Origin of the sequence: Oculatella sp. LEGE 06141 (assembly GCF_015207605.1) — a bacterium.
GTDB lineage: Bacteria > Cyanobacteriota > Cyanobacteriia > Elainellales > Elainellaceae > Oculatella.
This window is the reverse complement of record NZ_JADEWO010000033.1, coordinates 43,668-66,863: the sequence shown is the minus strand read 5'-3', so window position 1 is coordinate 66,863 and position 23,196 is coordinate 43,668. Positions and strand designations below refer to the sequence as shown.

Below are 23,196 nucleotides of genomic sequence, written 5' to 3'. Positions count from 1 at the left end.
GTGGACGCATCGCCATTTAACCCACCCGTTGTTTTAACCACAGATCCAGCAGGGGCAACGCGATCCGATAACCATACTTGGGGCCATATACCAACCCCTTTTGCTCTAAACCGCTGAGGGCACCCTGAAGCCCTCCCCCCTTAGAAAGTTGATGCTTGCGAATGTAATCGCGAGCATGGGGGCTATCGGTTGGATCAAGCGCCAAACTTTCCAGGACGCGAACCTGGCTGGGTGGCAGCAGTAAAATCAATGATTCAAACGTGATAGATAGATCGTCAATTAAAGCGATCGCACTGCGATGGACATGATGAGCATAAACCACTCCAGGCTCCATTGCCTGAATAGCCTCTTCATCGGATTTATCCCGTTCATGCCTTATTGTGGTAAACGCACAATAATCCATCCAGACCCGGCGAGCCAGGACGATCGCATCTCCCAAATTACCTTGAACATACGAGAGAAACAGCGCTAAAGCACCAGTGGCTGCATCAAACTGCAAGCCTTCGGAGGCCATAGTGGCAACAATCCAGGGCTTAAGGTCATCATCTTCCAGGGGCGCTAACGAAATCACAGGCAGATTGCTGTTTTGCAACCACGGTTCTGCCACCGTAGCAACCAGCGCATAGCTGACCTGGCTCTGGGTATCAATTTGCGTCCGAAAGTAGGTTTCCCAGTTGCCCGACCGATCCCACGAGCGGATGTGGGGAAAGTTGAGAAATACAATTACAATTCGGCAATTAAGCCATTCGGCCATCAATTGAGGCAACTCTAATAACGTTTGAAACAGCGCCCATTCCTTACTGGGTGCTGAATGCCAGACCAGCCTGGCTCGTTTTGGTAGCGTTTGATCCAGCACAATCGGCTGATGGGTCGTCCAGCGCTGAATTAAAGCGAGTTCATTGGGATTGGCAAACACCTCAGTTAAGGTATCGGCCAATAACTGCAAAAACCGCTTGGCATTGGTTGCCCGCAAGCAATCAATTTCTAGCACTCTGGCACTCACCTGCGTAGCCGCAGCCCGAATCAGCGTACGGCGACCCGTTCCTGGCGCACCTAGCAGCAGAAAATCGCCATCTTGAACCAAAATGTCGCTGATTTGCTGCAATTCAGCTTCACGACTGATGAGATATCTCGGAACGAAGGGATTACTGACCATCTCCCTAAATTACATGAAAGCTATTCATCCAAACCAATGATAGGGTCAATAAACCCGGACAAACTGGATACCCAAAAGGGGCGATCGCCTGTTCCAGAACGCCACATCATTAGGAGCAGGCTCATTTCACTCCAAAGATAACGGAATATTAAGACGTTGACTAAAACCGAAGTTGACACTATTAACTAGTGCTAAAATTCATTTTCAGGCACTAGTTAGGCGTACCAGGCCGCTATTGCCGCAACGTTCCGCTTCCCCTACTGTTACTAATCCTTCTAGTTACCTACTTTTCTATGTCTGATTGGCATACTCTTTCCACCACGCAAGCGATCGCCTCGCTCCAAAGCGATCGCACCACAGGACTCACCGCTGAGCATGTTTTACAACGGCTCGACCAATACGGCACCAATGAACTGGTTGAAACGGGTGGGCGATCGCCGCTCGAAATCCTCTGGGATCAGTTCAAAAATGTGATGCTGCTGATGCTGATTGCCGTAGCCGTCATTTCCGCCATCCTGGATGTGCGGGAATCCCTGGCGTTGGGTCGGTTTGTGTTTCCCAAAGATGCCGTTGCCATTTTTGTAGTGGTGCTGCTTAACGGTATTTTGGGATACGTGCAGGAAAGCGGTGCCGAAAAAGCGCTAGCAGCACTGAAAAATTTGGCTACGTCCAATGTGCGAGTTATTCGAGACGGCACCACGGTTGAAGTAGTCTCCAGCAACTTAGTACCCGGCGATATCATGCTCCTGGAAGCGGGGGTTAAAGTGTCGGCAGACGGTCGCCTGCTGGAAGCCGCTAACTTACAGGTACGGGAGTCTGCCCTGACCGGAGAAGCGCACGCCGTTAACAAACAGGCCAACCTGGAATTGCCTGCTGATGCTCCCCTGGGCGATCGCTTCAATGTCGTTTTTTCGGGAACAGAAGTTGTGCAAGGCCGTGCCATTGTTCTGGTAACAGACACGGGGATGCAGACAGAGCTAGGTAAAATTGCAACGGCGATTCAAACCGTTGAAACAGAGCCAACGCCGCTGCAAAAGCGGATGGGGCAATTGGGCAATACGCTGGTAACAGGTTCCCTGCTGCTGGTGGCGATCGTGGTGATTGGCGGCACTATTGTCAATTCCAGTCTGTTTGAAGAACTGATCAAAGTGTCTCTCAGTATGGCAGTAGCCGTCGTTCCAGAAGGATTACCTGCGGTAATTACCGTAACGCTGGCTCTTGGCACCCAGCGGATGGTGCAGCGGCACGCCCTGATTCGCAAACTGCCTGCGGTCGAAACCCTGGGTTCAGTTACCACCATTTGTTCTGACAAAACAGGCACCCTGACCCAAAACAAAATGGTAGTGCAGGCAATTGCCACAGGCAGCAAGACGGCTCGCGTGACAGGCGAAGGCTACGAACCCATCGGAGAATTCATCGCAGATGGGCACTCGCTCACTCCCCAAAACTACCCCGACCTCCAGGCCACCTTGCTCGCGTGCGTGCTGTGTAATGACGCAATTTTGCAAAAGGAGAACGGCGAGTGGTCAATTTTGGGCGACCCCACCGAAGGCGCACTGCTATCGTTAGCGGCAAAGGCAGGATACCGCCGCGACCAGCAACAGCAGTTTTCCCGCATCGCTGAGTTTCCATTTTCCTCAGAACGCAAGCGCATGAGTGTGATTGTGGAATTGACCCAATCAGAGCAGGGGGAAGCGCTGGCTGCTGAAGATTCACCGTATCGCCTGTTTTGCAAAGGCTCTCCCGAACTGACACTGGACTGCTGCACAACCGTTCAGGTGGGCGATCGCGCCGTACCGCTTACCCCAGAACAGCGATCGCACATTTTGGAGCAAAACAACCAGTTTGCCAGTCGAGGCTGGCGCGTGTTGGGGTTTGCCAGTAAACCCCTGGATGCGGTACCGCCAGATGGCTCGGAATCAACCGCTGAAACCGATCTGACCTGGCTGGGTTTGGTCGGAATGCTCGACGCGCCACGCCCGGAGGTGCGGGATGCGGTAGCCCGCTGCCGCATGGCCGGAATTCGTCCAGTGATGATTACAGGCGACCATCCATTGACCGCTCAGGCCATTGCCGAAGATCTGGGGATAGCTCAACCTGGCGACGTGATACTAACGGGGCGATCGCTAGAACAACTTAACGCCGAAGAGTTAGAAAACTGCGTTGACCATGTCAGCGTCTATGCCCGTGTCTCGCCCGACCATAAGCTGCGAATTGTGCAGGCGCTTCAGCGGCAGGGGCATGTTGTTGCCATGACTGGAGATGGTGTCAACGATGCGCCTGCCCTGAAACAGGCCGACATTGGCGTAGCAATGGGGATTACAGGTACCGATGTCAGCAAAGAAGCCAGCGACATGGTGTTGTTAGACGACAACTTCTCAACCATTGTCTCTGCAGTAGAAGAAGGGCGAGTGGTGTACATTAACATTCGCCGCTTTATCCGTTACATCTTGGGCAGCAACATTGGTGAAGTGTTGACGATCGCGGCGGCTCCTCTGTTGGGAATGGGAGGCGTTCCGCTGACACCACTACAAATTCTCTGGATGAACCTGGTTACAGATGGCCTTCCAGCCCTGGCATTGGCAGTTGAACCCGGCAGACCCGTGGTTATGCAACAACCGCCCAAAGATCCCAAGGAGAGCATTTTTGCTCGCGGGTTAGGCTCGTACATGGTGCGAGTGGGGCTGATTCTTGCCATCATCACCATTTTGATGATGGTGTGGGCTTATGATTACACCAATCAGGTGCAGGGGAACGGACTGGAGCGCGATCGCTGGCAAACGATGGTGTTTACCACACTATGTTTAGCCCAAATGGGACATGCGATCGCCATGCGTTCTAATACACGGCTGATGGTTGAAATCAATTTGTTCTCAAATCCCTACATTTTGGTTTCCGTCATTGGCACTACCATCCTGCAACTGCTGCTCATTTATGTTGAGCCGCTGCGAAACTTCTTCAATACCCATTACCTTACAGGGACAGAATTGCTGGTTTGCATCGGGTTCAGCTCTCTGGTCTTTGTCTGGATTGAAGCTGAAAAGCTCTTAATTCGGTGGTTCACCAGGCAAAAGCGATTGGAACCCGTCCAGATGAGATAAAGCTGCGGCATAGGGCTTATCTGCCCCGACTTACAGTTCTGGATGCGTTGCCAAACAGGAACAGCGCTGTAGATATTGATTCTCAGGGGTTGCTGGCCAGATCGATGTCCATGCAGATCGGCATCCAGCACCGTGGCATCATGATGCGATCGCCCATCACCCAGTTGAAGCGCTCAGGGTCATGGCATCCCCTGCGACCAGCCAGCCACGGGCAATCTGTTTGAGTCTACAAGGGCGATCTGCCAAATGCTGCGCCCTTGTAGACATTTAATCCGTTTCAAGCAACCTCTAACCGCCCATCATGTTTGATTGGATTTGAACTCTCGATGAGTGTTGGCCTTGTCATAAATGGTTTTGGGAGGAGCCTTCAAATCCCAAACCAGCCCCAGCCATGCCAGCACCTTGAGAATATAATGAGCAACGTCTATCTCCCACCAGTAGAAGCCTTGACGCTCTGAAGCCGGATAATAATGATGATTGTTGTGCCAGCCTTCACCCAGGGTAATTAGCGCCAAAAACAAGTTGTTGCGGCTTGTATCTGCTGTATCAAACCGACGAGTACCAAAGGTGTGAGCCAGAGAATTGATGGTAAACGTGGTGTGGTACAGCACAAGGGTACTGAAGAAAAAACCCCAGGCCAACATTTGAAATCCATTCGTTCCGCTTTGGGGAACGTAATGCTGGAGCAGCATTCCTACCCCGGTCACGGTCAGCGCTAGAGCGATTGGCACCACGGTTGGAAACTGATTCAACAACCGTAGCTCTGGATATTTAGCAAAATCCCGAATTACCTTTTCATTGGTTTCAGAATACTTGGGGCACATAATCCAGCCCATGTGTGACCACCAAAAACCACTCACCATAGGAGAATGAATGTCTTGTTCTGTGTCTACATGAAGGTGATGATGGCGATGATGAGCCGCCCACCACAATGGCCCCAACTGTACTGATGAATTTCCTAAAACGGCAAGAAGAAACTGAAATTGCCGAGACGTTTTATAGGTGCGATGGGAAAAATAGCGATGATATCCTGCTGTAATTCCAAACATTCGCACGAACCACAAGGCAAAACATACGATCAAAGCAGGATAACTAACCCCTGCAAAAAGAACGAGTAGACTACCAAGATGAATAAACAAAAAAGGAGCATATCCAAATATATCGATGTCCTTTTCTTCTTTTGATACCATACTTGACCTGTTGAATTTGCCCTTTATTCGTTCTTTGTTTAATGGTAGGCTTAAAGCCAGTAGAAAATGATTTCATCCATTTACTTTGACTACGTTATACCACAGATCGTTTTTGGACAATAGGGCATCACAGCAATTGCATTCCAGTACATAAATTGGGATGAAATTGGAGCGATCGCCGAGTTTAAAATAACCCGGTTGATATCAATCAACCTTTCTTTATTTAAGGTCACTATAAAATCTATGATTCAGTCTCGGCAAAGTGATTTGAGTTCCAGGCAAGCGCTAAGATTTTACTAAGCTTTAAGATTTTATAGATAGCGCTCATTTTATACTCACTTGAAGCTGTTGTATTTTTCTTTGAACGATCCAAAAACGCAGGGAGATGTTGTCCTGGCTAAACGAGCAACCATTCAAAGCAGCATAGTAAACCTGGTCACACGTAAGAGGTTGACTTGAAACATATCAAAAACCATATCAAATGGTCTGCATTCACCCCAGAATCCCCAGGGTTAGAACACTTTGACCCAAAAACAGCTTGGAAATCCCCGTTCGGCTGAGTACTCACGTCGAAGTTCAGGGTTAGGAGATTTAGGACGCGATTTGAGTTGCAATCAGTACTTTTAAAACATCTTCTAGATTTATTAGTATTTTCTGATTAAAGTAGCCAAAGCAAGCGGTGATTGATTCAGGCGTAAGCTTGATCAGAGTCGCTGTTTATCTAAAATCTTTGTTGTGCGGAACTCACCCTTTATTATTCAGTCGATATGGTACAACCCTTGCTAAGGCATGACACTCAACCCACACTTAGAAAAGCGAGATGTGATGTTTAGCTCTGTGCTGGTATGATGCATATCTTCATTTGAAGATGCAGCCTGTTTCCTTCACGATTTTCCGCTACTGACCTGATGAGGCTTGGTATTCCATGCGCGTTTTGTTGCTCTATCCGCTTTTTCCTAAGTCATTTTGGTCGTTTGACAAAGCCCTGGAATTGATTGGGCGCAAGGTTTCCCTCCCTCCGCTGAGCTTAACGACCGTTGCCGCTATCTTGCCGCAAACGTGGAAGTTTCGCCTGGTCGATCGTAATGTGCGCTATGAAAGCGAAGCCGACTGGTACTGGGCCGATCTCGTCATCATCTCCGGTATGATTGTGCAGAAACCCGACATGCTGCGCTTGGTTAGCGAAGCAAAGCGGCGCGGCAAAACAGTAGCAGTAGGGGGGCCTTACGTGACGTCTGTCCCTGAATCAGTGCAAGAGGCAGGAGCCGATTTCTTGGTGCTGGATGAGGGCGAGATCACCCTACCCATGCTGGTCGATGCTCTGGAGCGAGGAGAAACATCTGGTGTATTCCGTGCCAATAACGAAAAGCCCGATGTCACTCATACTCCGGTTCCCCGGTTTGACCTGCTGGATCTGAACGCTTACAGCGATATGTCGGTACAGTTCTCGCGAGGCTGCCCCTACCAGTGTGAATTCTGCGACATTATTGTTCTTTATGGCCGTAAGCCCCGTACTAAAACGCCTGCCCAGCTGCTGGCTGAACTGCAAGCGCTCTACGATTTGGGGTGGCGGCGATCGATCTTTGTGGTAGACGACAACTTTATTGGCAACAAACGTAACGTCAAGCTGATGTTGAAGGAACTGATTCCCTGGATGGCAGAACGCGGCTATCCCTTCAGTCTTTCAACCGAAGCATCCGTCGATTTGGCACAGGATACAGAATTGCTGGAAATGATGGTTGCCGCTAACTTTAGCGCTGTCTTTTTGGGTATCGAGACACCCGATACCGATAGCCTATCGCTAACGCAAAAGTTCCAGAATACGCGCAACTCCCTGGTGCAATCTGTTAAAACCATCAACCAGGCCGGGTTGCGGGTAATGGCTGGGTTCATTATTGGTTTTGATGGTGAGAAGCCTGGAGCGGGCGATCGCATCATCGACTTTGTAGAAGCGACCGCTGTTCCCCAGGCGTTGTTTAGTATGCTGCAAGCGTTACCCAACACAGCGCTATCGGCACGACTCGAAAAAGAAGGACGGTTATTGGCAACCGGAGATGAAGCAAATATTCACCAGACCACGCTGATTAACTTCGTTCCGACTCGTCCTCTAGAAGACATTGCCCGTGAGTATGTTCGCTGCTTCTGGGATTTGTATGAACCGTCTCGCTACCTAGCGCGTGTCTATCGGCACTTCCTGGAAATGAAACCCAAACCCCACAAAAAGAAGTTTAAGCGGCCAGAATGGGTAGAAATTTGGGCAATGTTCATCATTTGTTGGCGACAGGGAATCAAGCGCGACACCCGTTTCCAGTTTTGGCGACAGCTAGTTTCAATCGTTCGACACAATCCCAAAGTGTTTCAGCATTACCTGGTTAATTGCGCTCACCTGGAACACTTCATCGAATATCGGCAAATTGTGCGAGACGAAATCAATACCCAGCTTGCTCACTATTTATCGGTAGAGGCAGCAGAGTCGGCAGAGTCACCAGAGCCACCGCCAAAAGTAGAAGAGTTTGTTAGCCAACGTTCTGGAGCGTAGAAAAAAGGTGGACGTTGCTGAACGAATGGCTGAATGAATGTATGCTGCTGCCAGCAAGTGATTTACAGCAGTTCTCAATCGAGTCAGTCACAGTCTCGCCAAGATGAGTGTGGGGTTTGAGGCGTGGTGAATGCAAATGAAAATGGCTGTAGATCTCTGCGCTCAACGGGGTGGGGCTATGTCAGTTGAAATGTAGCTTTAGAAGCGCTTTAAACTCTAATTTGTAGCCCGCACCTGTAGGGGTGTGGCATACCTGCGGGTGTCGGGCTACAAATTAGAACTTTAAACCATCCTCTTAGAAGAGTGTCAACTTCAAGGTAGACAATAGAATAAGGTTTGACGGTAGGATGCGTTAATTGATAGGCCACTCGTTTGAGTTTTACTGGTTTGCCTTCTTCGGGCTTATTCTTGCCCGTTACTTTCTTATCGCCGGAGGAACGTATCTCCTCTTCTATGTTCTATTGAAAGAGACTGTTGCCCAACACAGTCTGCGCCGATCGCCCCCATCGAGCCGATCCATCTGGAGAGAACTAAGATTGGCCGGTGTCTCAACGATCGCGTTTTCGCTGGGTGCAGCGTTCGTCCTCTCAAGATACGACTTTGGGGGAACGCAGCTATACAGCGATCCATGCCAGTATGGATGGTGGTACTTAGGGATCAGCTTCGTGACAGTACTTGTCCTTCAAGATACGTACTTCTACTTCGTTCATCGCATGTTTCACCATCCGTTTATCTTCAAATGGATGCATTCGGGTCATCATCGTTCAGGCGATCCAACCCCGTGGACATCTTTTGCGTTTGACCTCCCAGAGGCGATCGTACAGATGATTTTCTTTGTGGGTATTGTTTTACTCATTCCCCTTCATTTCGCTACTGTCATTGCTGTACTCCTGACCATGACGGTATGGGCTGTGTGGAATCATCTTGGGTTTGAGCTGTTTCCACCATCGTTTGCCCATCACTGGCTGAGCCGATGGTTTATTGGTTCAACCCACCATTCAATTCATCATCGCAGCTATACCGTGCATTACGGGCTGTATTTTACGCTCTGGGACAGACTGCTAGGGACACAAGATCCCCGCTATGAACATGAATTTGCTGCCGTACTTAAACGGTCATCTCCTGTGAAACATGAGATAGATAAACCTAAACAGCGTACTGACCCATCACTCTCTTAAACTTGTTTTTTACTAAGGACATTATGGCTACTCGACCCCAACAAGAAGAGTATCTGGCATCGATCGCACAATCGTTTGATGTGGGGGACTTTGATTACTTACCCCCCGAAGATTTGCAGTCCCTCAATGCGCTCATTGCAGAAGCCTGGGAGAAGTTTAAACAAGGCGAGGATATTGAGGCTCAAATAGATGCGATCGCCAAAGTGAGAGGCCGTTAACAGGCTTTTGTAGCCCCTGCCCACTGAAGAAAGCGGCTTCACTGAGCAGAAGTCGAGATGAATACTGGACAGCAATGTTTTAGTCAATTCCAGCTTTCCTGGCTTTCGCATATCTCACAAAGCCTCATAAATAAAGTGGGGCGAGCAATGCTCGCCCCACTGGGGTAGAGATAGGGGCAACACATGCCTTAACAGCAGTGCTTCATAGCTCCCAATCTTCCGATTCATCCTCTTTGTCTACCTCATACACAGACGATCCCATAATCTCTTCTAGCTCTTCGGTCACTTTGTCATCGTGAGATTCAGTCGGCTCATACGCTTTGAACCGACCCGTATTTTCTATCCAATTAAGGAGAGATTCTTTTTCTCTGGGTGCAATGACCATTGCTTTCTGGCTCAAGGGTTCTTGGCGGAGAGCAGGATTGTTGTAGAGCTTAACCATCTTTGCTCACCTTTTGAAGTTGTATGCCTTAATCTTACCCTCTGAAGGGTGATTCAGGTTGAAATACTCGTTAAGCCCCTAAGCCCATGTTGAATCATTAAGCCGGGAGTCCTTACATTAACTGTGTTTGACATGCATCCGGCCAACTTACAAATCCCAGGCAGGCTGACGGCCAAACCGTCTTTGTAAGAAGTCAACCAGTAGCCGAATTTTGGTCGAGAGATGACGGTTGACAGGATAAATCACATAGATGAAGAGTTCAGGGGGATGATAGTCGGGCAACACCACTTGCAACGTTCCCCGTTGCAATTCGTCCCCAATAATAAACCTGGGAAGGAGTGTGATGCCCAAGCCCTGAACGGCTGCATCTTTCAAAACTTCACCATTGTTGGAACACAACGAACCCTTCACAGAAATGATGTGTTCTTGATCCAACCCAGTGAGCCTCCATTGGTTCTCGACTGCAAGCTGACCATAGTGTAAGCAGGAGTGATGGTGCAGTTCGCTCGGATGGGTGGGAGTTCCATGATGCTCTAAATAGGTTGGGGAGGCACACAGCACGCGCTGAGCAGGAGCCAGAGAATGAACGATTAAACTGGCGGTTTCCTGCGGTTCTGCAATTCGTACTGTGATATCAAACCCTTCTTCAATTGGGTCAATAAAGCGATCGCTCAACGTCAACTGGACGCGCAGATCGGGATACTGTACCAGAAAATCAGCCAGGGCTGGAGATAGATGCAGGGTGCCAAATGACATTGGCGCGTTCATCCGCAGTTGGCCTTTCGGCTCTTGGTGAAGCTGAGTGATCGATCGTTCTGCTTCTTCCAGGCTGGCCAGGATTTCAACACACCGCTGATAAAACGCCAATCCGGTTTCCGTTGGGGTAACGACTCGTGTGCTGCGATGTAATAACTGCACACCCAAGTCGTTTTCTAAACTGATGACGAGCTTGTTGACAGCCGATCGCGACAACCCCATGTCACGCGCCGCGGCGGCAAACCCTCCTGAAACCACGACTTGAGTAAACGCTCGGATGCTGTCGAACTTGTCCATTCTGAGAATTGTAGAATATTTGGATACAATATGTCCTCAAAATAGCATATTGTCTTTATTTGATATCTAATCCATAATAATAGTGTTCTCAAAAAGAAGTTACCCACTGAACTAGGAGGGATTTGAGATGATTACCATTCGGTCTGCTCAAGAACGAGGTGTTGCCAATTTTGGTTGGCTCGATAGCCGTCACACTTTCTCCTTTGGTAACTACTACGATCCTAACCACATGGGGTTTGCCGATCTACGGGTGATCAATGAAGACAAAGTCACTCCAGGGCAAGGATTTGGTACTCACGGGCATCGGGATATGGAAATCATTTCCTATGTGCTAGAAGGTGCATTAGAACATAAAGACAGCATTGGTACGGGATCTGTGATTCGTCCTGGTGATGTGCAGCGAATGTCTGCTGGAACAGGAATTCAGCACAGTGAGTTTAACGCTTCCAAAACTGAGCCAGTCCATTTCCTGCAAATTTGGATTCTGCCAGACACCAAAGGAATTGAACCCGGTTACGAGCAGAAGACTTTTTCTGAGGAAGAGAAGCACGGTAAGCTGCGGCTGGTTGGTTCGCGTGATGGACGCGATGGATCAATCACTATTCACCAGGATCTAGCTCTCTATGCCACAACGTTGCAACCCGGAGAGGAAGTGACTCATTCCCTGGCAGATGCACGAGTTGCCTGGTTACAAGTAGCGCGCGGTGCGGTGCAACTGAACGACAAACCGCTCACAGCAGGGGATGGAGCCGCTATTTCTCAAGAAACGTTGATTACCCTGCGCGGTGCGTCTAACAATGCTGAGGTGTTGCTGTTCGACATGGCGGCGTAGGTTATACACCCTATCTTGAGCAGGCCATATCTACCGATATAGAGGTTGCTTCGAGATAGGGTGTTTCATTTGAAGAACGGCTCGAACCTGCAAATGTGTTTTTGTTTACCCTTTTGCTTCCCGTTGTACTGGTATTTAGTTGAGCTACATGCTGATAGTGCATCGCTTCTCCCCTGATTTTATAGCCCCATCAGGCAGCACCAGGATTTACAGGCATTGCTGAATGGGCATATGAATCGTTGAGAGGTTCTGGCTCTGATCGCCCCCTGAGTTCCCTAGTTTTGGGGGACTTTGGGGGTTTAAACGTTGCCTAGAGTGGAGAGTTGAGGGGCAAATTCATATCGCGATTCAGCACCACCGATTGACGCAAGCTGCGATCGCAGTTTGTTACAAAACCATGAATCGATTCACCCGTTTTGGGGTGTTAAATGACACATTTAAGTCCAATAATAGGTGCAATCCAACTATCTAGCAGTAGCTGTATGGAAGATGTGCCACGGTGCCTGGAACCGATGCCGTTCCAGTTTGAACCAGTGCTTCTGCCAACCGGAGCAAACTTATCAAAGTGGGGATTCACGTTACTTTCAATCTACCTGATGAAGTTTTGGAAGGTGTATCAGAACGGGAAAATTTCCTCAATTGGCAATGAGTCCCTGATTCTGGCCGCTTCGTGACACTACAGTCTTTGACGAAATCATTATATGGCGCTCAAACACTCTGATTCCAATCAACCCAATGTCCAGACACTATCTGTGGCCAAGGAAGTAACCGTGTAAGTCATCCGTTACATCATTGGTAGATGAGTGGATTGTTGAGAGAGAGGCGATCGCGCAGTATCTCCTTACAGTCCATAAAAGGTTAATAACGCAGCACAGCAAAGGATTTCAACTCCCATACAACGTTCCCTGGGTGATGACAACAGCACAAACCCAAAGAAGAAAATGAGCACACACTCCAACCCTTCAAACAGAGATGCAAATGCTCCTTAAAACCATCTGTGTACAGAAGCAGATAGGTAAAAAGTTCCGCCTATTCAGCCAAATTAGCGGCTATTGCAGAACGATTCCACCTATTCACCTGATTTGGAATGACATACGGCAATCGTCAGCTTACTCACCTGTTTCGGTATGTTATGTGGAAATTTTTGGCCCAACAATAGTTATGCTGCAATCCTAGTGTTGGCGAAGTATAGTGAACTTGGAAGTTGTCATTAATAGGCAAGCCAAACATTAAGCAGCTATGAGCGATATATTTATAAGTCAAGTCATTGAGAAAGTTCTGTCAGGGCAAATACGCATACCGACTTTTCAACGAGGTTTTGTCTGGGATGCTGATAAGGTAGCTGTTTTAATGGATAGCCTGTACAAGAGTTATCCTATTGGCTCATTGCTTTTCTGGAGAACGCGCTCAAGACTCCGATTTGAGCGTGATCTTGGTCCATTTAGATTGCCAGATGTAGATCCAGATTATCCAATTGATTATGTGTTAGATGGACAGCAGAGAATTACATCTATATTTGGGGTATTTCAATCACAAGTAGACGCTTTTAGCCAAGAAGTCTGGACAAACGTATATTTTGATTACAGAGCTAATACAAATGCTCAAGAATCTCAGTTTGCAGCACTTGATGAGTCAGAAGCGGATCCAAATAGATATTTTTTACTAAGAAATTTTTTTAATACTGTTGCATATAGACGAGCTACCACAAGTTTAGAAGATGAGATACTGGAATTATTAGATAAAGTTCAAGACGTTTTTAGGCAAACCAGAATTCCAATTCAAATGCTGTCAACTGACGACAAAACTATAGTAGCCATTGTTTTTGAGAGAATTAATCGGCAAGGAATTGAATTAGATACTTTGCAGCTTCTGTCGGCATGGACTTGGAGTGAAGAATTTGATTTGCAACGTAAGTTTGAGGATTTGTCCTTAGAACTTGAACCATTTGGCTTTAAAGATGTCGGTCAAGATCAAGATTTACTATTAAGATGTTGCTCTGCTGTTTTAACAGGCAATGTGAAAACTGATACCTTAATTAATTTAAATGGGGCTGTTGTCAGAGATCGGTTTCAAGAGATGGTTAACGGACTGAAGGGAGCAATAGATTTCTTAAGAGATAATTTAAGAATCTTTTCTTTGGACAACCTGCCATATTCTAATTTCCTAGTTCCGTTGTCAGTCTTCTTTTCATCAACTGGGAATTCGCAATTTCGATATTCAGATTTCCAACGAAGACTTATTCTTAAATGGTTTTGGCGAACTTGTTTTTCTAGGAGATACAACAGCCAGCCTATCAAGAGTATGCAGTCTGATATTGAGGAAATATCGAAGTTAAAGCTTGGACAAGCTTCAAATCTCGCCACCATTTCGGATGCTTTTGAATTACAACCATCATTCTTTAAAGACAACAAATTCAGAAGTAACACTGTCATAACAAAAACTTTTATTCTGCTACTAGCTCAGAAGAATCCCTGTAGTTTTGTGACCGGATCACCTATAAGCTTACGCGAGGTTTTGAAAGAGTATAATCGAAACCAATTCCATCATATGTATCCTAGAGCTTTCTTGAGAAGCACTAATCAAGATAGCTACGACGATAGCTGCCTTGCTAATTTTTGTTTTTTATCCACAAGTGACAATAATATGATTAGTAACAGCCCTCCTAGCCTCTATAAGTCGGCAATGCCAAATTCATCTATTAATGAAATTCTTGAACATGCTATTTGCCCGACTTCGTTGTTTGATGATGATTTTAGAGTTTTTGTAGATAAGAGATCAGAACTTTTGGCAGCAGAAGCTAATCGATTAGTTCAATAGAAAATGCAGTATAACAATTCGTTTGGAGCGGACTGCCGAAAGCAACTGGTGCTGAGTTTGAGGGTACTTTTAGCCACTCAAGCGAACCGTTACCGCATAAGGGCGTTTCGTATAATTGAGTGTCCTACAAGTAGATCCAATGGATTCTTCGGGATAAACATTGACAGATTCAGTCATCCCAATAGTGTGTCCATCCAAAGTTTGAGCATGTGAAATTTAGCCTCCTACAAGTGAGAAGTTTATGACCTTTAACTCTTCCACCTATGTCAATTTTGTTTCAGAGGAGACCAAGGCCAGAGAACGCTTGTTTCTACAATACATAGGATCTCGGAATGATTTCGACATAATCATTGTTGGCTCCGGTATCGGTGGTGGAGTGCTTGCGGATGACTTAGCCGAACGTTACGGATCAAAGAAACGAATCCTGGTTCTGGAGGCCGGGTCGTTTATTTACCCCACGCACGTTTACAACTTTTCCCGCTTTCCCAATTTCAAACTCGCGCAACACTTTGGGTGTGATACGTTCTGGCAAGCTGGAAACAACACCGCGCAGAACTACATTGGTGAAAAGCCGCAGCTAAACTTTGGTGGTCGATCGATTTTCTGGTCTGGTCTCATCCCAACCATGCAAGACTGGGAACTCGATTACTTCCCCCTGGCTGTTCGGCAGGATCTGGCAGGAGGATTGCTGAAAAAGGCAGGGGAAACCATGAATGAGTCGCGCTCAATGGGGGCAACAGCCAGGGCTGTTGTTGACCAGTTGAAGCAGTCGCCGATCGCCAATGACTTCCACATCCAGGAAACACCCCGTGCCCTACACCAACCCTACCTGGAGGCAGATGGTACACCAAGGGATCAGTTCTTCACCGAGCCGACGGGTGTGTTCAATACAGCCGAGCTGATGATAAACCAGCTTGGCCTAACACCAGGAGTGAGCGATGGAGATGGGCCGGGTCTGCACTTGCTCGTCAATCACTTTGTTGAGGATGTGCAGAACCATAGTAGCCACCTCGAGATCGTTGCTCGCAATACTCAAACCGGAGAATCCAGGATATTTAAGGCTGGAACGGTTATCCTTGCTGCCGGGTCAATCGAAAGCCCGAAGCTGCTTCGCCGCTCCAGCATGTACCCGTCACTGCCACAGACAGTACAGGATCTGGTTGGCCGAGGGTTAACAGACCATCCAACGACAACCGAAATCACCACATTCGCAACCAGTATTGGCAACGTTGACCTGAAGGCAGACGACCATGCCAAGATTGTTTTCTACTCCCGTGGCCTGCGGGACGCAAACAACCAGATCCGCTATCCGTTCAACATCGAGATGAACATCAACCACGAGTACTGGCACCTGCGGGAAAACGACCCTGGAGAAGCTGAGCCAAGGCCGAGTAATGGAGCCGCGCGGATTGACATCAAGTTTAGCTTTGGGAACTGCCTTGACGAGAACAACGAGGTGAAGCCTGCTCCGCCGTTTGGCTATGTGCCGGAGGTCGTGTTCCGGAACCAAAGTTGGGTAGACTACCTGGCGGGTTCGCGGCTCCCGGCTTTCGCTGGATGGCAAAAGACACCCCAGGATATCTGGGATGTGCTTAACCAGGTGACGGGTCAGGTTTTCGGGCAGTTTAAGATCAATAGCCAGATTGCACAACCGGATGGTGAGTATGGACAGGGAGGTAAGGGGTTCGGCTGGGGTACGGTACACCATGCGGCTGGCAGCTTGCGAATGCCATATCGGCCACAACTCGATTCTCCATTTGCAGCAAACTCAGTGGTGGATGAAGATCTCCGTGTTGTGGGCACACAGCGGTTATATGTTTGCGATATGTCTGTGATGCCACTCAGTTCTGTGGCTAATCCAGTGCGTACCCTGGTCGCTCTGTCTCTACGGCTGTCGCAACATCTGAGTTGATGTAACGTATCTCTGCCATTCAGCTCGTGATTGCAAAGACAGGCCGAACCAGGCTGCACCGGATTCAGAGGCAGCACCTTCAAAGCATCCTCTCAAGTAGTGCTAACAGGAACAGGATGACCATGATCAACTGTCACCAACAGGTAAGGTACGTCAGTCGCTATCCATTGTTGATGGGTGCGATCGAACCGCATCAAATGATATCTCTGGTTGAGCATTGCAGCATCCGTCACCTGTAACTGATGCTCTTGCCAATCGGGTAGTTGTCTGGTTGCAGCCTGTCTGCCAGCAAAAAGGTAAACTCCTCGTTGGAGTTTTAAATCATTGGATTGTTGATCAACGCTAAAGTGAACAACAACGTCTTCGCTATTCATTGAATTGGAAGCATCTTCAGCATACTGCCACACTAGCGACAGCTTCAGGCCATCTTGCTTGGACACAGGAACCACAAAATTAACCGATCGCGACGAATTGAGAACTGGGGAAGCATTGAAACACCAAACGCATACTTTTTGCTCCTCATATCCCTGAGCCGATGGATAGTGCGCGTAAACGGCTAGAGACTTTACTCCATTTTCGCCATCAAACTGCATTCCTTGAATATGAACTTTAGCACCCTGGTTAATGAACGCTGCGTCTGTCTGACTTAAAGTGTCTGCTGCAACCAGATTAGAACCCAACGATGCCCCGGTTGAAGCGTGATGGGCAGACGGCTGCCAGGACACTGGATGCAAACCTGGCAACTGTCCACTCTCTCGCCAAAAGCCAATGCTACCCGTTGCATCTGGTGCGGTGATCAATGCGGCAGATGCCGAGGGAAGGGAAATCGATCGCGTTGCCTTAAGCACACTCGGAGACAGTAGCCCCATAGAGAAAGCGGAACCCAACACCAAAAACTTTCGTCGGGCAATGGTTGGCCTTGACACAATATAGACTCTACTTTGAATACAACGTTTACAAGTAAAAACCTTTAGTAGCCCCGTAACAGGCTTCAGCCAAATTGATGAGATGGATGGAGCAATGATCGAACAGCTTTAGTTTTGGCTAGGATAAATACCTTGCAGCGCAATGACAAAATTCAGGACTAACGAAGGCTGACGATTTTCGTGGGGCTGGCTCCCTCCCACCGAACTGACCGAAGCACCTGCCATTGCACTGTTAGGCGTAGGAGCATAAGATACCTCAGTGGTGAGTGCCAGAACGTTTTGCGTTGGGTCTAAGCTTGTAGCCGTATTGGGATTGGCGTAAAGCGAATGGACGTGGCTGGGCATCTCGTTAACCGTGAGCGTATGGCTAGTTTCACCTCCGGCTTGTCCCTGGATAAACCCTGCACCTATATGCATGGGTGTTCTTCCTCTCAAATCCGGCAAGGCAAAGGTTGTCGTGCCATTCCCCCCATAGGTTGTTCCCAATAAGCTAAACAGCGCTTGATTCTGGTTAATGGGCAATAGCTGACCGTTGCAAAACGCCCAACCCTTAGGTGGGTAATTAAATGTAATGATCTTGATCTCACCCAGAAATGGTTCACTCATGGTTACCTGGCCTTTGGATATACGTTATGCGATCGCACAGAGAGATGCGGCTGAAAGGGGTATGGAAAAACGCAGCATGTAGAGCCGTTCATCATCGTTTAGCTACGAGCGGGGTGGGTAAACGCCTTGTAGAGCAATGATGAAGTTGACTACCAGATAGGGCTGTAAATTGTTATGAGGTTGACTGGCACCAGCGATCGCCATAGCCCCTGGGTTCATTGTTACTGGCGGCGTGGCGGGTGGTTGATAGCTTTCGCTGCGGGCACTGGCTAAAATGTTTCCTGCCGGATCGGTCTTATTAGAAGGAGCGCTGGTGGCCTGCAACGTATGGCTATGGACTGGAATTTCGTTGGTTGTTAAGGTTACCGTGGCTGAACCGCCAGTTTGCCCCAAATCGTAAAGGCTTAAGCCAGCCCCCTGTCCCGGTTGAAGCGGAATCCGCTGTTGTAGGTTGGGCAGCGCAAACGTGGATTTGCCATCTCCACCATACGTAGTACCCAGCAGGGAAAACAAGGCTGTGTTCTGGCTGATGGGAAGGATTTGGCCATTGCAAAATGCCCAGCCAGTAGGCGCAAAATTGCCAGCAAACATGCGAATCTCGGCAACAAACGGATCACTCATTGTCCTTTCCTTTACTCAAGTGTTTCAATGAATATGGTCTGGCATAGAGGTTAGACCATGTAAAAACTTGGATTGAATCTAATAAAAACGCAGAAAGTGAGACGCTCTACCTGGCACAAACAGGAGCAATATTGGGCAGCGGCCATTCCATTTGGAAGTACCCCCCTGTCTCACCTGTAGTTACAAACCCCAGCCGCTCATACCAGTGAAATGCCCGGTTATGACATGCAACTTGCAGCTTGAGCAACCGCTGAGTTTGAGCTGCTTCAGCGAAGAGTTCCTGAATTAAGCGGGTGCCAATACCGTGATTGCGGTAATCGGGCAACAGCGCGATCGAGACTAAACACATTTCGGTTGGAGTCCGATCGACCATCAGCGCACCAATGGCGCGATCGCCCAAACGAACGAACTGCTGGTCTACATTGGGAAACCTGGTTTGATAAGACCATCGTTGCGCTTTGAATTGCATCTGCAAAAACAGATGCCGCTGTGTATCATCCCAGCCCCACGCATCCAGTTCCTCAGCCCGAGTGCTGGCATACAGCTCAAACAAGAAAGGTTCATCCTTGAAACAAACCGGGCTAACACTCACAGTATCAAGATTAATCATTGAATTACTACGCTCGTTGCGAACCGATCGAATCCATTGGTAGCCAGAGGTCTGGAACTGTTATGTCTGGAACTGTTAGAGGGTGTCTGAGAATGGCTCAACATTCTAAATTAGCCCCCTAAATCCCCCAACTTTGGGGGACTTTGAAACAGAATTGATTCGGAAGTCCCCCAAAATTGGGGGATTAGGGGGCGGTTCGAGTTGGAGCTTAGCACTTTTAAGACATCCTCTTATGTCTGAGAAGGGTAAATGCCAAACAACGAGATAATAAAATTGATTGCTAAATAGGGCTGAAGGTTTTCGTGAGGTTGGCTTCCCCCAACAGAGTCGCTCGCCTGTTGAGCCATTGCTACAGTCGTTGTCGTTCCAGACGGAGTGACGTAAAGCCGTGTACTTGACTTTGCCAATACGTTGTTGGCGGGATTTCTATCGGTTGCCGTGATCACACCCGTGGTTGGGTTAGAGTTACAGGCTAAAGGATGCGTGTGCTGCGGCAATTGTTGAACCGTCAATGTCACCGTTTCCACCCCAACCGTTTCGCCAAGAACCGAGCTATTGCCCTGATGAACGGGAACCCGACTACGCAGATCCGGCAAAGCAAATGTGGTTTGACCATCACCACCATAGGTGGTGCCAATTAATGTAAACAGAGCATCATTTTCGGAAATTGGCAGCAGTTGACCATCACAAAATGCCCAACCTGCTGGGGCAAAATTACCAGCAAACATGCGAACTTCACCAATATAGGGCGTGCCCATGTCTTAAGAATCTCCAATGTCCAAAATTCACCTTGTTTTAAACCAATGCCCTGGCATTTGCAGAGAAACAAGGATTTTCGTCCTCAGTGTACCCAGCAATATCTCGTAGGCAACGGTAATTATTCGGACGATCGTTAACTTTCGTAAATTGGTAGAACCGTTCAACAAACTGTAACGAATTTTACAAAAAGCCGAAACTTTATAATGAAAACAGATAGGCTACGCATAGCCGTTGTTTCTTACAATGCGGTCAGCATTTAAGATTATGGTTTTATCATTAGCACCATTAGAATCTCCATCTCCAGCCCACATTTGTCCGTTTGACCAGGCTTGCAGCTATTTAGAATCGGCTGCTAAAGAACTAAAGCTCGATCAAGGACTGTTGGCGATTCTCAGCCATCCACGCAAAGCCATCACTGTTACCATTCCTGTCAAGCTAGATAACGGTGATGTCCAGGTTTTAGCAGGGCACCGAGTACAGCACTGCGATGTGCTAGGCCCTTACAAAGGGGGAACGCGCTATCATCCCACGGTGACGCTGCGAGAAGTTTCAGCCCTGGCAATGCTTATGACCTGGAAATGTGCCTTGTTGGGTATTCCTTATGGGGGAGCCAAGGGCGGAATTGCGATCGCTCCCGCCCAATACAGTGAGAGGGAACTGGAACGCATTACCCGTCGATACACCAGCGAATTACTCAAAGATATTGGCCCGTCTACCGACATTCCGGCTCCAGATGTAGGCACGTCTGCCCGCGAAATGGCCTGGATGATGGACACCTATTCGGTCAATGTCGGCCATGCGGTTCCCGGTGTTGTGACTGGAAAGCCACTCTCCATTGGCGGCTCGTTAGGACGGGAAATGGCAACAGGCAGAGGCGTGATGATTGTCGTGCGGGAAGCGCTGGCGCAACAGGGAAGGGCGATCGCCGGTTCTCGGATTGCAATTCAAGGGTTTGGCAATGTGGGCAGTGCTGCGGCTCTGTTGCTGCATGAAGCAGGCGCTAAAATCATTGCGGTTTCTAGAGGATCAGGCGGTATTTTTGCAGAAGACGGTTTGGATATTCCGGCTGTCAAAGCATACGCAGCCCAAAACAACAGAAACTTGATTGGCTTTCCGGACGCGATTCCCATTACTAATACAGATCTATTGGCATTGCCGTGCGATGTGTTAATTCCAGCCGCGCTCGAAAACCAGATTACCGCCGATAATGTCGATCAGGTGCAAGCCAGCATTATAGCGGAAGCAGCCAACGGGCCAGTGACGCTAGAGGCCGATCGGGCGTTAGAATCGCGCGGCGTGATGGTATTGCCAGATATTCTTGCCAATGCTGGTGGTGTAGTAGTGAGTTATTTAGAGTGGGTGCAGGGGTTATCCTATGTGTTCTGGAATGAGGAGAGAGTCAACCAGGAAATGGAAGGCTTAATGGTACAGGCATTCCAGCAAGTGATGAAGCAGTCAACTGCACGGCAGGTTTCCCTGCGCTTAGCGGCGTACACGTTGGGTGTCGGTCGAGTTGCCCAGGCGTTGAGCGATCGCGGCTTGTATCCTTGAGGCTCATGGGTTAAATACTCGGCAGCGGTGGGGTTCGTAACCCCACCCTACCCCTTCGGAAGACGTTGGGTTGAAGGATAGACGTTAAATGCAGGACAAATCGTTGAGCGATCATGGTGCTGGTCGCCAGAATGACTCGCAAAGGACGACACGACCTTAATCCATCAGAAAGGCAGGTAAGGTTATGGATGTTGCAGCACGGATGGAACGCTTAGGGACAGAATCTGCCTTTGAAGTGCTGGCGAAAGCAAAACGGTTGGAAGCTCAAGGGCGACACATTATCCATCTAGAGATTGGACAACCAGATTTTCAAACGCCGTCCCACATCTGTGAAGCTGCATTTCGAGCGATGAAGGAGGGCTATACCGGGTATAGTCCGGCGGCTGGATTGTTGGAACTGCGGGAGGCGATCGCCAACCACATTACAACAACGCGTGGTGTTGCTGTCGATCCTAGCGAGGTGGTGGTTACACCGGGAGCCAAACCCATTATCTTCTTCACGATTCTGGCGCTGGTTAATCCGGGGGATGACGTTATTTACCCTAATCCTGGGTTCCCAGTCTATGAGTCGGTGATCAACTTTGCTGAGGGAAATCCCGTACCGCTGCCGTTACGAGAAGAGGTTGATTTTCGATTTCGGCTTGAAGATTTAGAACAGGCTGTTTCTGCACGCACAAAGCTGTTAATTCTTAACTCTCCGCAAAACCCCACCGGCGGACTGTTAACGGCAACCGATTTGGAAGCGATCGCCCGTTTAGCTGAAACGCACAATTTTTATATTCTCTCCGACGAGATTTATTCTCGGATGCTTTATGGGGAAACGCACCAAAGTATTATTCGCTTGCCGGGAATGAAAGAACGAACGATTTTGCTGGACGGTTTTTCTAAAACCTATGCCATGACCGGATGGCGGCTCGGTTATGGCGTAGCACCAATGGCGATCGCAGCAGCGTTAGAGCAATTGATGATCAATTCCAATTCCTGTACATCTTCGTTCACCCAAATGGCTGGTGTTGAAGCACTCAGCGGCTCACAAGACTTTGTAACACACATGGTCGATGCCTTTCAACAGCGACGAGATGCGATCGTTGCTGGGTTAAACGCCATTGACGGCATTCAATGCCTTAATCCGGCTGGCGCGTTTTACGTCTTTCCCAACGTGAAACAATTGCCAATGAACTGCCAAGCTTTAGCAGATTATTTATTGGAAGAGGCTGGAGTAGCCCTGCTGGCTGGTACGGCCTTTGGTGAATTTGGAGACGGCTATTTACGGCTCTCCTATGCCAACTCAATTGAGAATATTCAAGAAGCACTAGCCCGAATCAAAGCAGCGATTTCGGCATTACCAGTCTGATGCATAAGCGTTATAGGGGCGTTGTAGAGGCGATACTGCCGTTGTAGCCTGTAAAGGTGCGGATTACCCCTCGAAACGAGACGCTGAACGATTGGGTAAGGTACGACTCAAGCAATTATGAATCATCATTGTTGATGAATTGTGTGACGCATTGTGAATTAAGGGCTATGTAGAATCTGTAGAGGGTCGTTCGAGCGGTTCAGTTCCTTTAAAGCATCCGTTTAACCGCTTCCAAGCAGAACTCATATTGGTCGCTTATCGTCGCTAAATTGCGATCGAATCCATCAAGAGACTGAGGTGAAAATAATAGTCTAAACGTAGACATAATCCT

General features: G+C 48.4%; 18 protein-coding genes. 9 read left to right on the top strand and 9 right to left on the bottom strand.

Annotation, left to right across the window (positions count from 1 at the left end; all coding sequences use genetic code 11):
* Positions 1–16: 16 nt before the first annotated feature.
* Complete coding sequence (locus IQ268_RS20375) at positions 17–1,156, bottom strand: ATP-binding protein (RefSeq protein ID WP_193883147.1); 1,140 nt, start codon at positions 1,154–1,156, stop codon at positions 17–19.
* Between the two features lie 293 nt (positions 1,157–1,449).
* Here IQ268_RS20375 and IQ268_RS20370 point away from each other — a divergent pair, with 293 nt between their 5' ends.
* The gene (locus tag IQ268_RS20370; RefSeq protein WP_193883145.1) at positions 1,450–4,257 is read left to right on the top strand and encodes a cation-translocating P-type ATPase; all 2,808 of its coding nucleotides are present in this window, start codon (positions 1,450–1,452) and stop codon (positions 4,255–4,257) included.
* Positions 4,258–4,556: 299 nt separating this feature from the next.
* On the opposite strand, the gene IQ268_RS20365 is transcribed toward IQ268_RS20370, so the two are convergent.
* Positions 4,557–5,447, bottom strand: a complete 891-nt coding sequence (locus IQ268_RS20365; protein WP_193883143.1) for an acyl-CoA desaturase — start codon at positions 5,445–5,447, stop codon at positions 4,557–4,559.
* A gap of 925 nt (positions 5,448–6,372) precedes the next feature.
* On the opposite strand from IQ268_RS20365, the gene IQ268_RS20360 reads away from it, so the two are divergent.
* From IQ268_RS20360 to IQ268_RS20350, 3 genes are all read left to right on the top strand, one after another.
* Positions 6,373–7,986: a B12-binding domain-containing radical SAM protein gene (locus IQ268_RS20360; RefSeq protein WP_193883140.1), complete on the top strand. Its 1,614-nt coding sequence runs from the start codon at positions 6,373–6,375 to the stop codon at positions 7,984–7,986.
* 356 nt (positions 7,987–8,342) lie between these two features.
* Positions 8,343–9,164, top strand: coding sequence for a sterol desaturase family protein (locus IQ268_RS20355; RefSeq protein ID WP_193883138.1), 822 nt, complete (start codon positions 8,343–8,345; stop codon positions 9,162–9,164).
* A 23-nt stretch (positions 9,165–9,187) separates the two neighbouring features.
* Positions 9,188–9,382 carry a hypothetical protein gene (locus IQ268_RS20350; protein WP_193883136.1) on the top strand — a complete coding sequence of 65 codons (195 nt, stop codon included), beginning with the start codon at positions 9,188–9,190 and terminating at the stop codon, positions 9,380–9,382.
* A 202-nt stretch (positions 9,383–9,584) separates the two neighbouring features.
* Here the strand turns inward: IQ268_RS20350 and IQ268_RS20345 are convergent, their stop codons facing one another.
* Together IQ268_RS20345 and IQ268_RS20340 are read right to left on the bottom strand one after the other, a co-directional pair.
* Positions 9,585–9,824 carry a DUF3134 family protein gene (locus IQ268_RS20345; protein WP_193883134.1) on the bottom strand — a complete coding sequence of 80 codons (240 nt, stop codon included), beginning with the start codon at positions 9,822–9,824 and terminating at the stop codon, positions 9,585–9,587.
* A 147-nt stretch (positions 9,825–9,971) separates the two neighbouring features.
* Positions 9,972–10,877 carry a LysR family transcriptional regulator gene (locus IQ268_RS20340; RefSeq protein WP_193883132.1) on the bottom strand — a complete coding sequence of 302 codons (906 nt, stop codon included), beginning with the start codon at positions 10,875–10,877 and terminating at the stop codon, positions 9,972–9,974.
* Positions 10,878–11,004: 127 nt separating this feature from the next.
* On the opposite strand from IQ268_RS20340, the gene IQ268_RS20335 reads away from it, so the two are divergent.
* The 3 genes from IQ268_RS20335 (at position 11,005) to IQ268_RS20325 (ending at position 16,438) form a co-directional block, all read left to right on the top strand.
* On the top strand, positions 11,005–11,709 hold the full coding sequence (locus IQ268_RS20335; RefSeq protein ID WP_193883130.1) for a pirin family protein: 705 nt from the start codon (positions 11,005–11,007) through the stop codon (positions 11,707–11,709).
* A gap of 1,239 nt (positions 11,710–12,948) precedes the next feature.
* Positions 12,949–14,526 (top strand): DUF262 domain-containing protein, encoded by a 1,578-nt coding sequence (locus tag IQ268_RS20330; RefSeq protein WP_193883129.1) that lies wholly within the window; start codon positions 12,949–12,951, stop codon positions 14,524–14,526.
* A gap of 241 nt (positions 14,527–14,767) precedes the next feature.
* Positions 14,768–16,438 carry a GMC oxidoreductase gene (locus tag IQ268_RS20325; protein ID WP_193883128.1) on the top strand — a complete coding sequence of 557 codons (1,671 nt, stop codon included), beginning with the start codon at positions 14,768–14,770 and terminating at the stop codon, positions 16,436–16,438.
* Positions 16,439–16,530: 92 nt separating this feature from the next.
* On the opposite strand, the gene IQ268_RS20320 is transcribed toward IQ268_RS20325, so the two are convergent.
* The 5 genes from IQ268_RS20320 to IQ268_RS20300 all read right to left on the bottom strand — a co-directional run bounded on the left by IQ268_RS20320 (position 16,531) and on the right by IQ268_RS20300 (position 19,959).
* A complete protein-coding gene (locus IQ268_RS20320; protein ID WP_193883127.1) occupies positions 16,531–17,364 on the bottom strand; it encodes a hypothetical protein in 834 nt (277 codons plus the stop codon).
* Between the two features lie 108 nt (positions 17,365–17,472).
* The gene (locus tag IQ268_RS20315) at positions 17,473–17,970 is read right to left on the bottom strand and encodes a phage tail protein (protein WP_193883126.1); all 498 of its coding nucleotides are present in this window, start codon (positions 17,968–17,970) and stop codon (positions 17,473–17,475) included.
* A 102-nt stretch (positions 17,971–18,072) separates the two neighbouring features.
* On the bottom strand, positions 18,073–18,591 hold the full coding sequence (locus IQ268_RS20310) for a phage tail protein (RefSeq protein WP_193883125.1): 519 nt from the start codon (positions 18,589–18,591) through the stop codon (positions 18,073–18,075).
* 106 nt (positions 18,592–18,697) lie between these two features.
* On the bottom strand, positions 18,698–19,201 hold the full coding sequence (locus IQ268_RS20305; RefSeq protein ID WP_193883124.1) for an N-acetyltransferase: 504 nt from the start codon (positions 19,199–19,201) through the stop codon (positions 18,698–18,700).
* 230 nt (positions 19,202–19,431) lie between these two features.
* A complete protein-coding gene (locus IQ268_RS20300) occupies positions 19,432–19,959 on the bottom strand; it encodes a phage tail protein (RefSeq protein WP_193883122.1) in 528 nt (175 codons plus the stop codon).
* A 265-nt stretch (positions 19,960–20,224) separates the two neighbouring features.
* Between IQ268_RS20300 and IQ268_RS20295 the strand changes: the two genes are divergently transcribed.
* Positions 20,225–21,511, top strand: a complete 1,287-nt coding sequence (locus tag IQ268_RS20295; protein ID WP_193883120.1) for a Glu/Leu/Phe/Val dehydrogenase — start codon at positions 20,225–20,227, stop codon at positions 21,509–21,511.
* A 184-nt stretch (positions 21,512–21,695) separates the two neighbouring features.
* Entirely contained in the window at positions 21,696–22,865 is a 1,170-nt protein-coding gene (locus IQ268_RS20290; protein ID WP_193883118.1) for a pyridoxal phosphate-dependent aminotransferase, read from the top strand.
* Positions 22,866–23,196 lie beyond the last annotated feature (331 nt).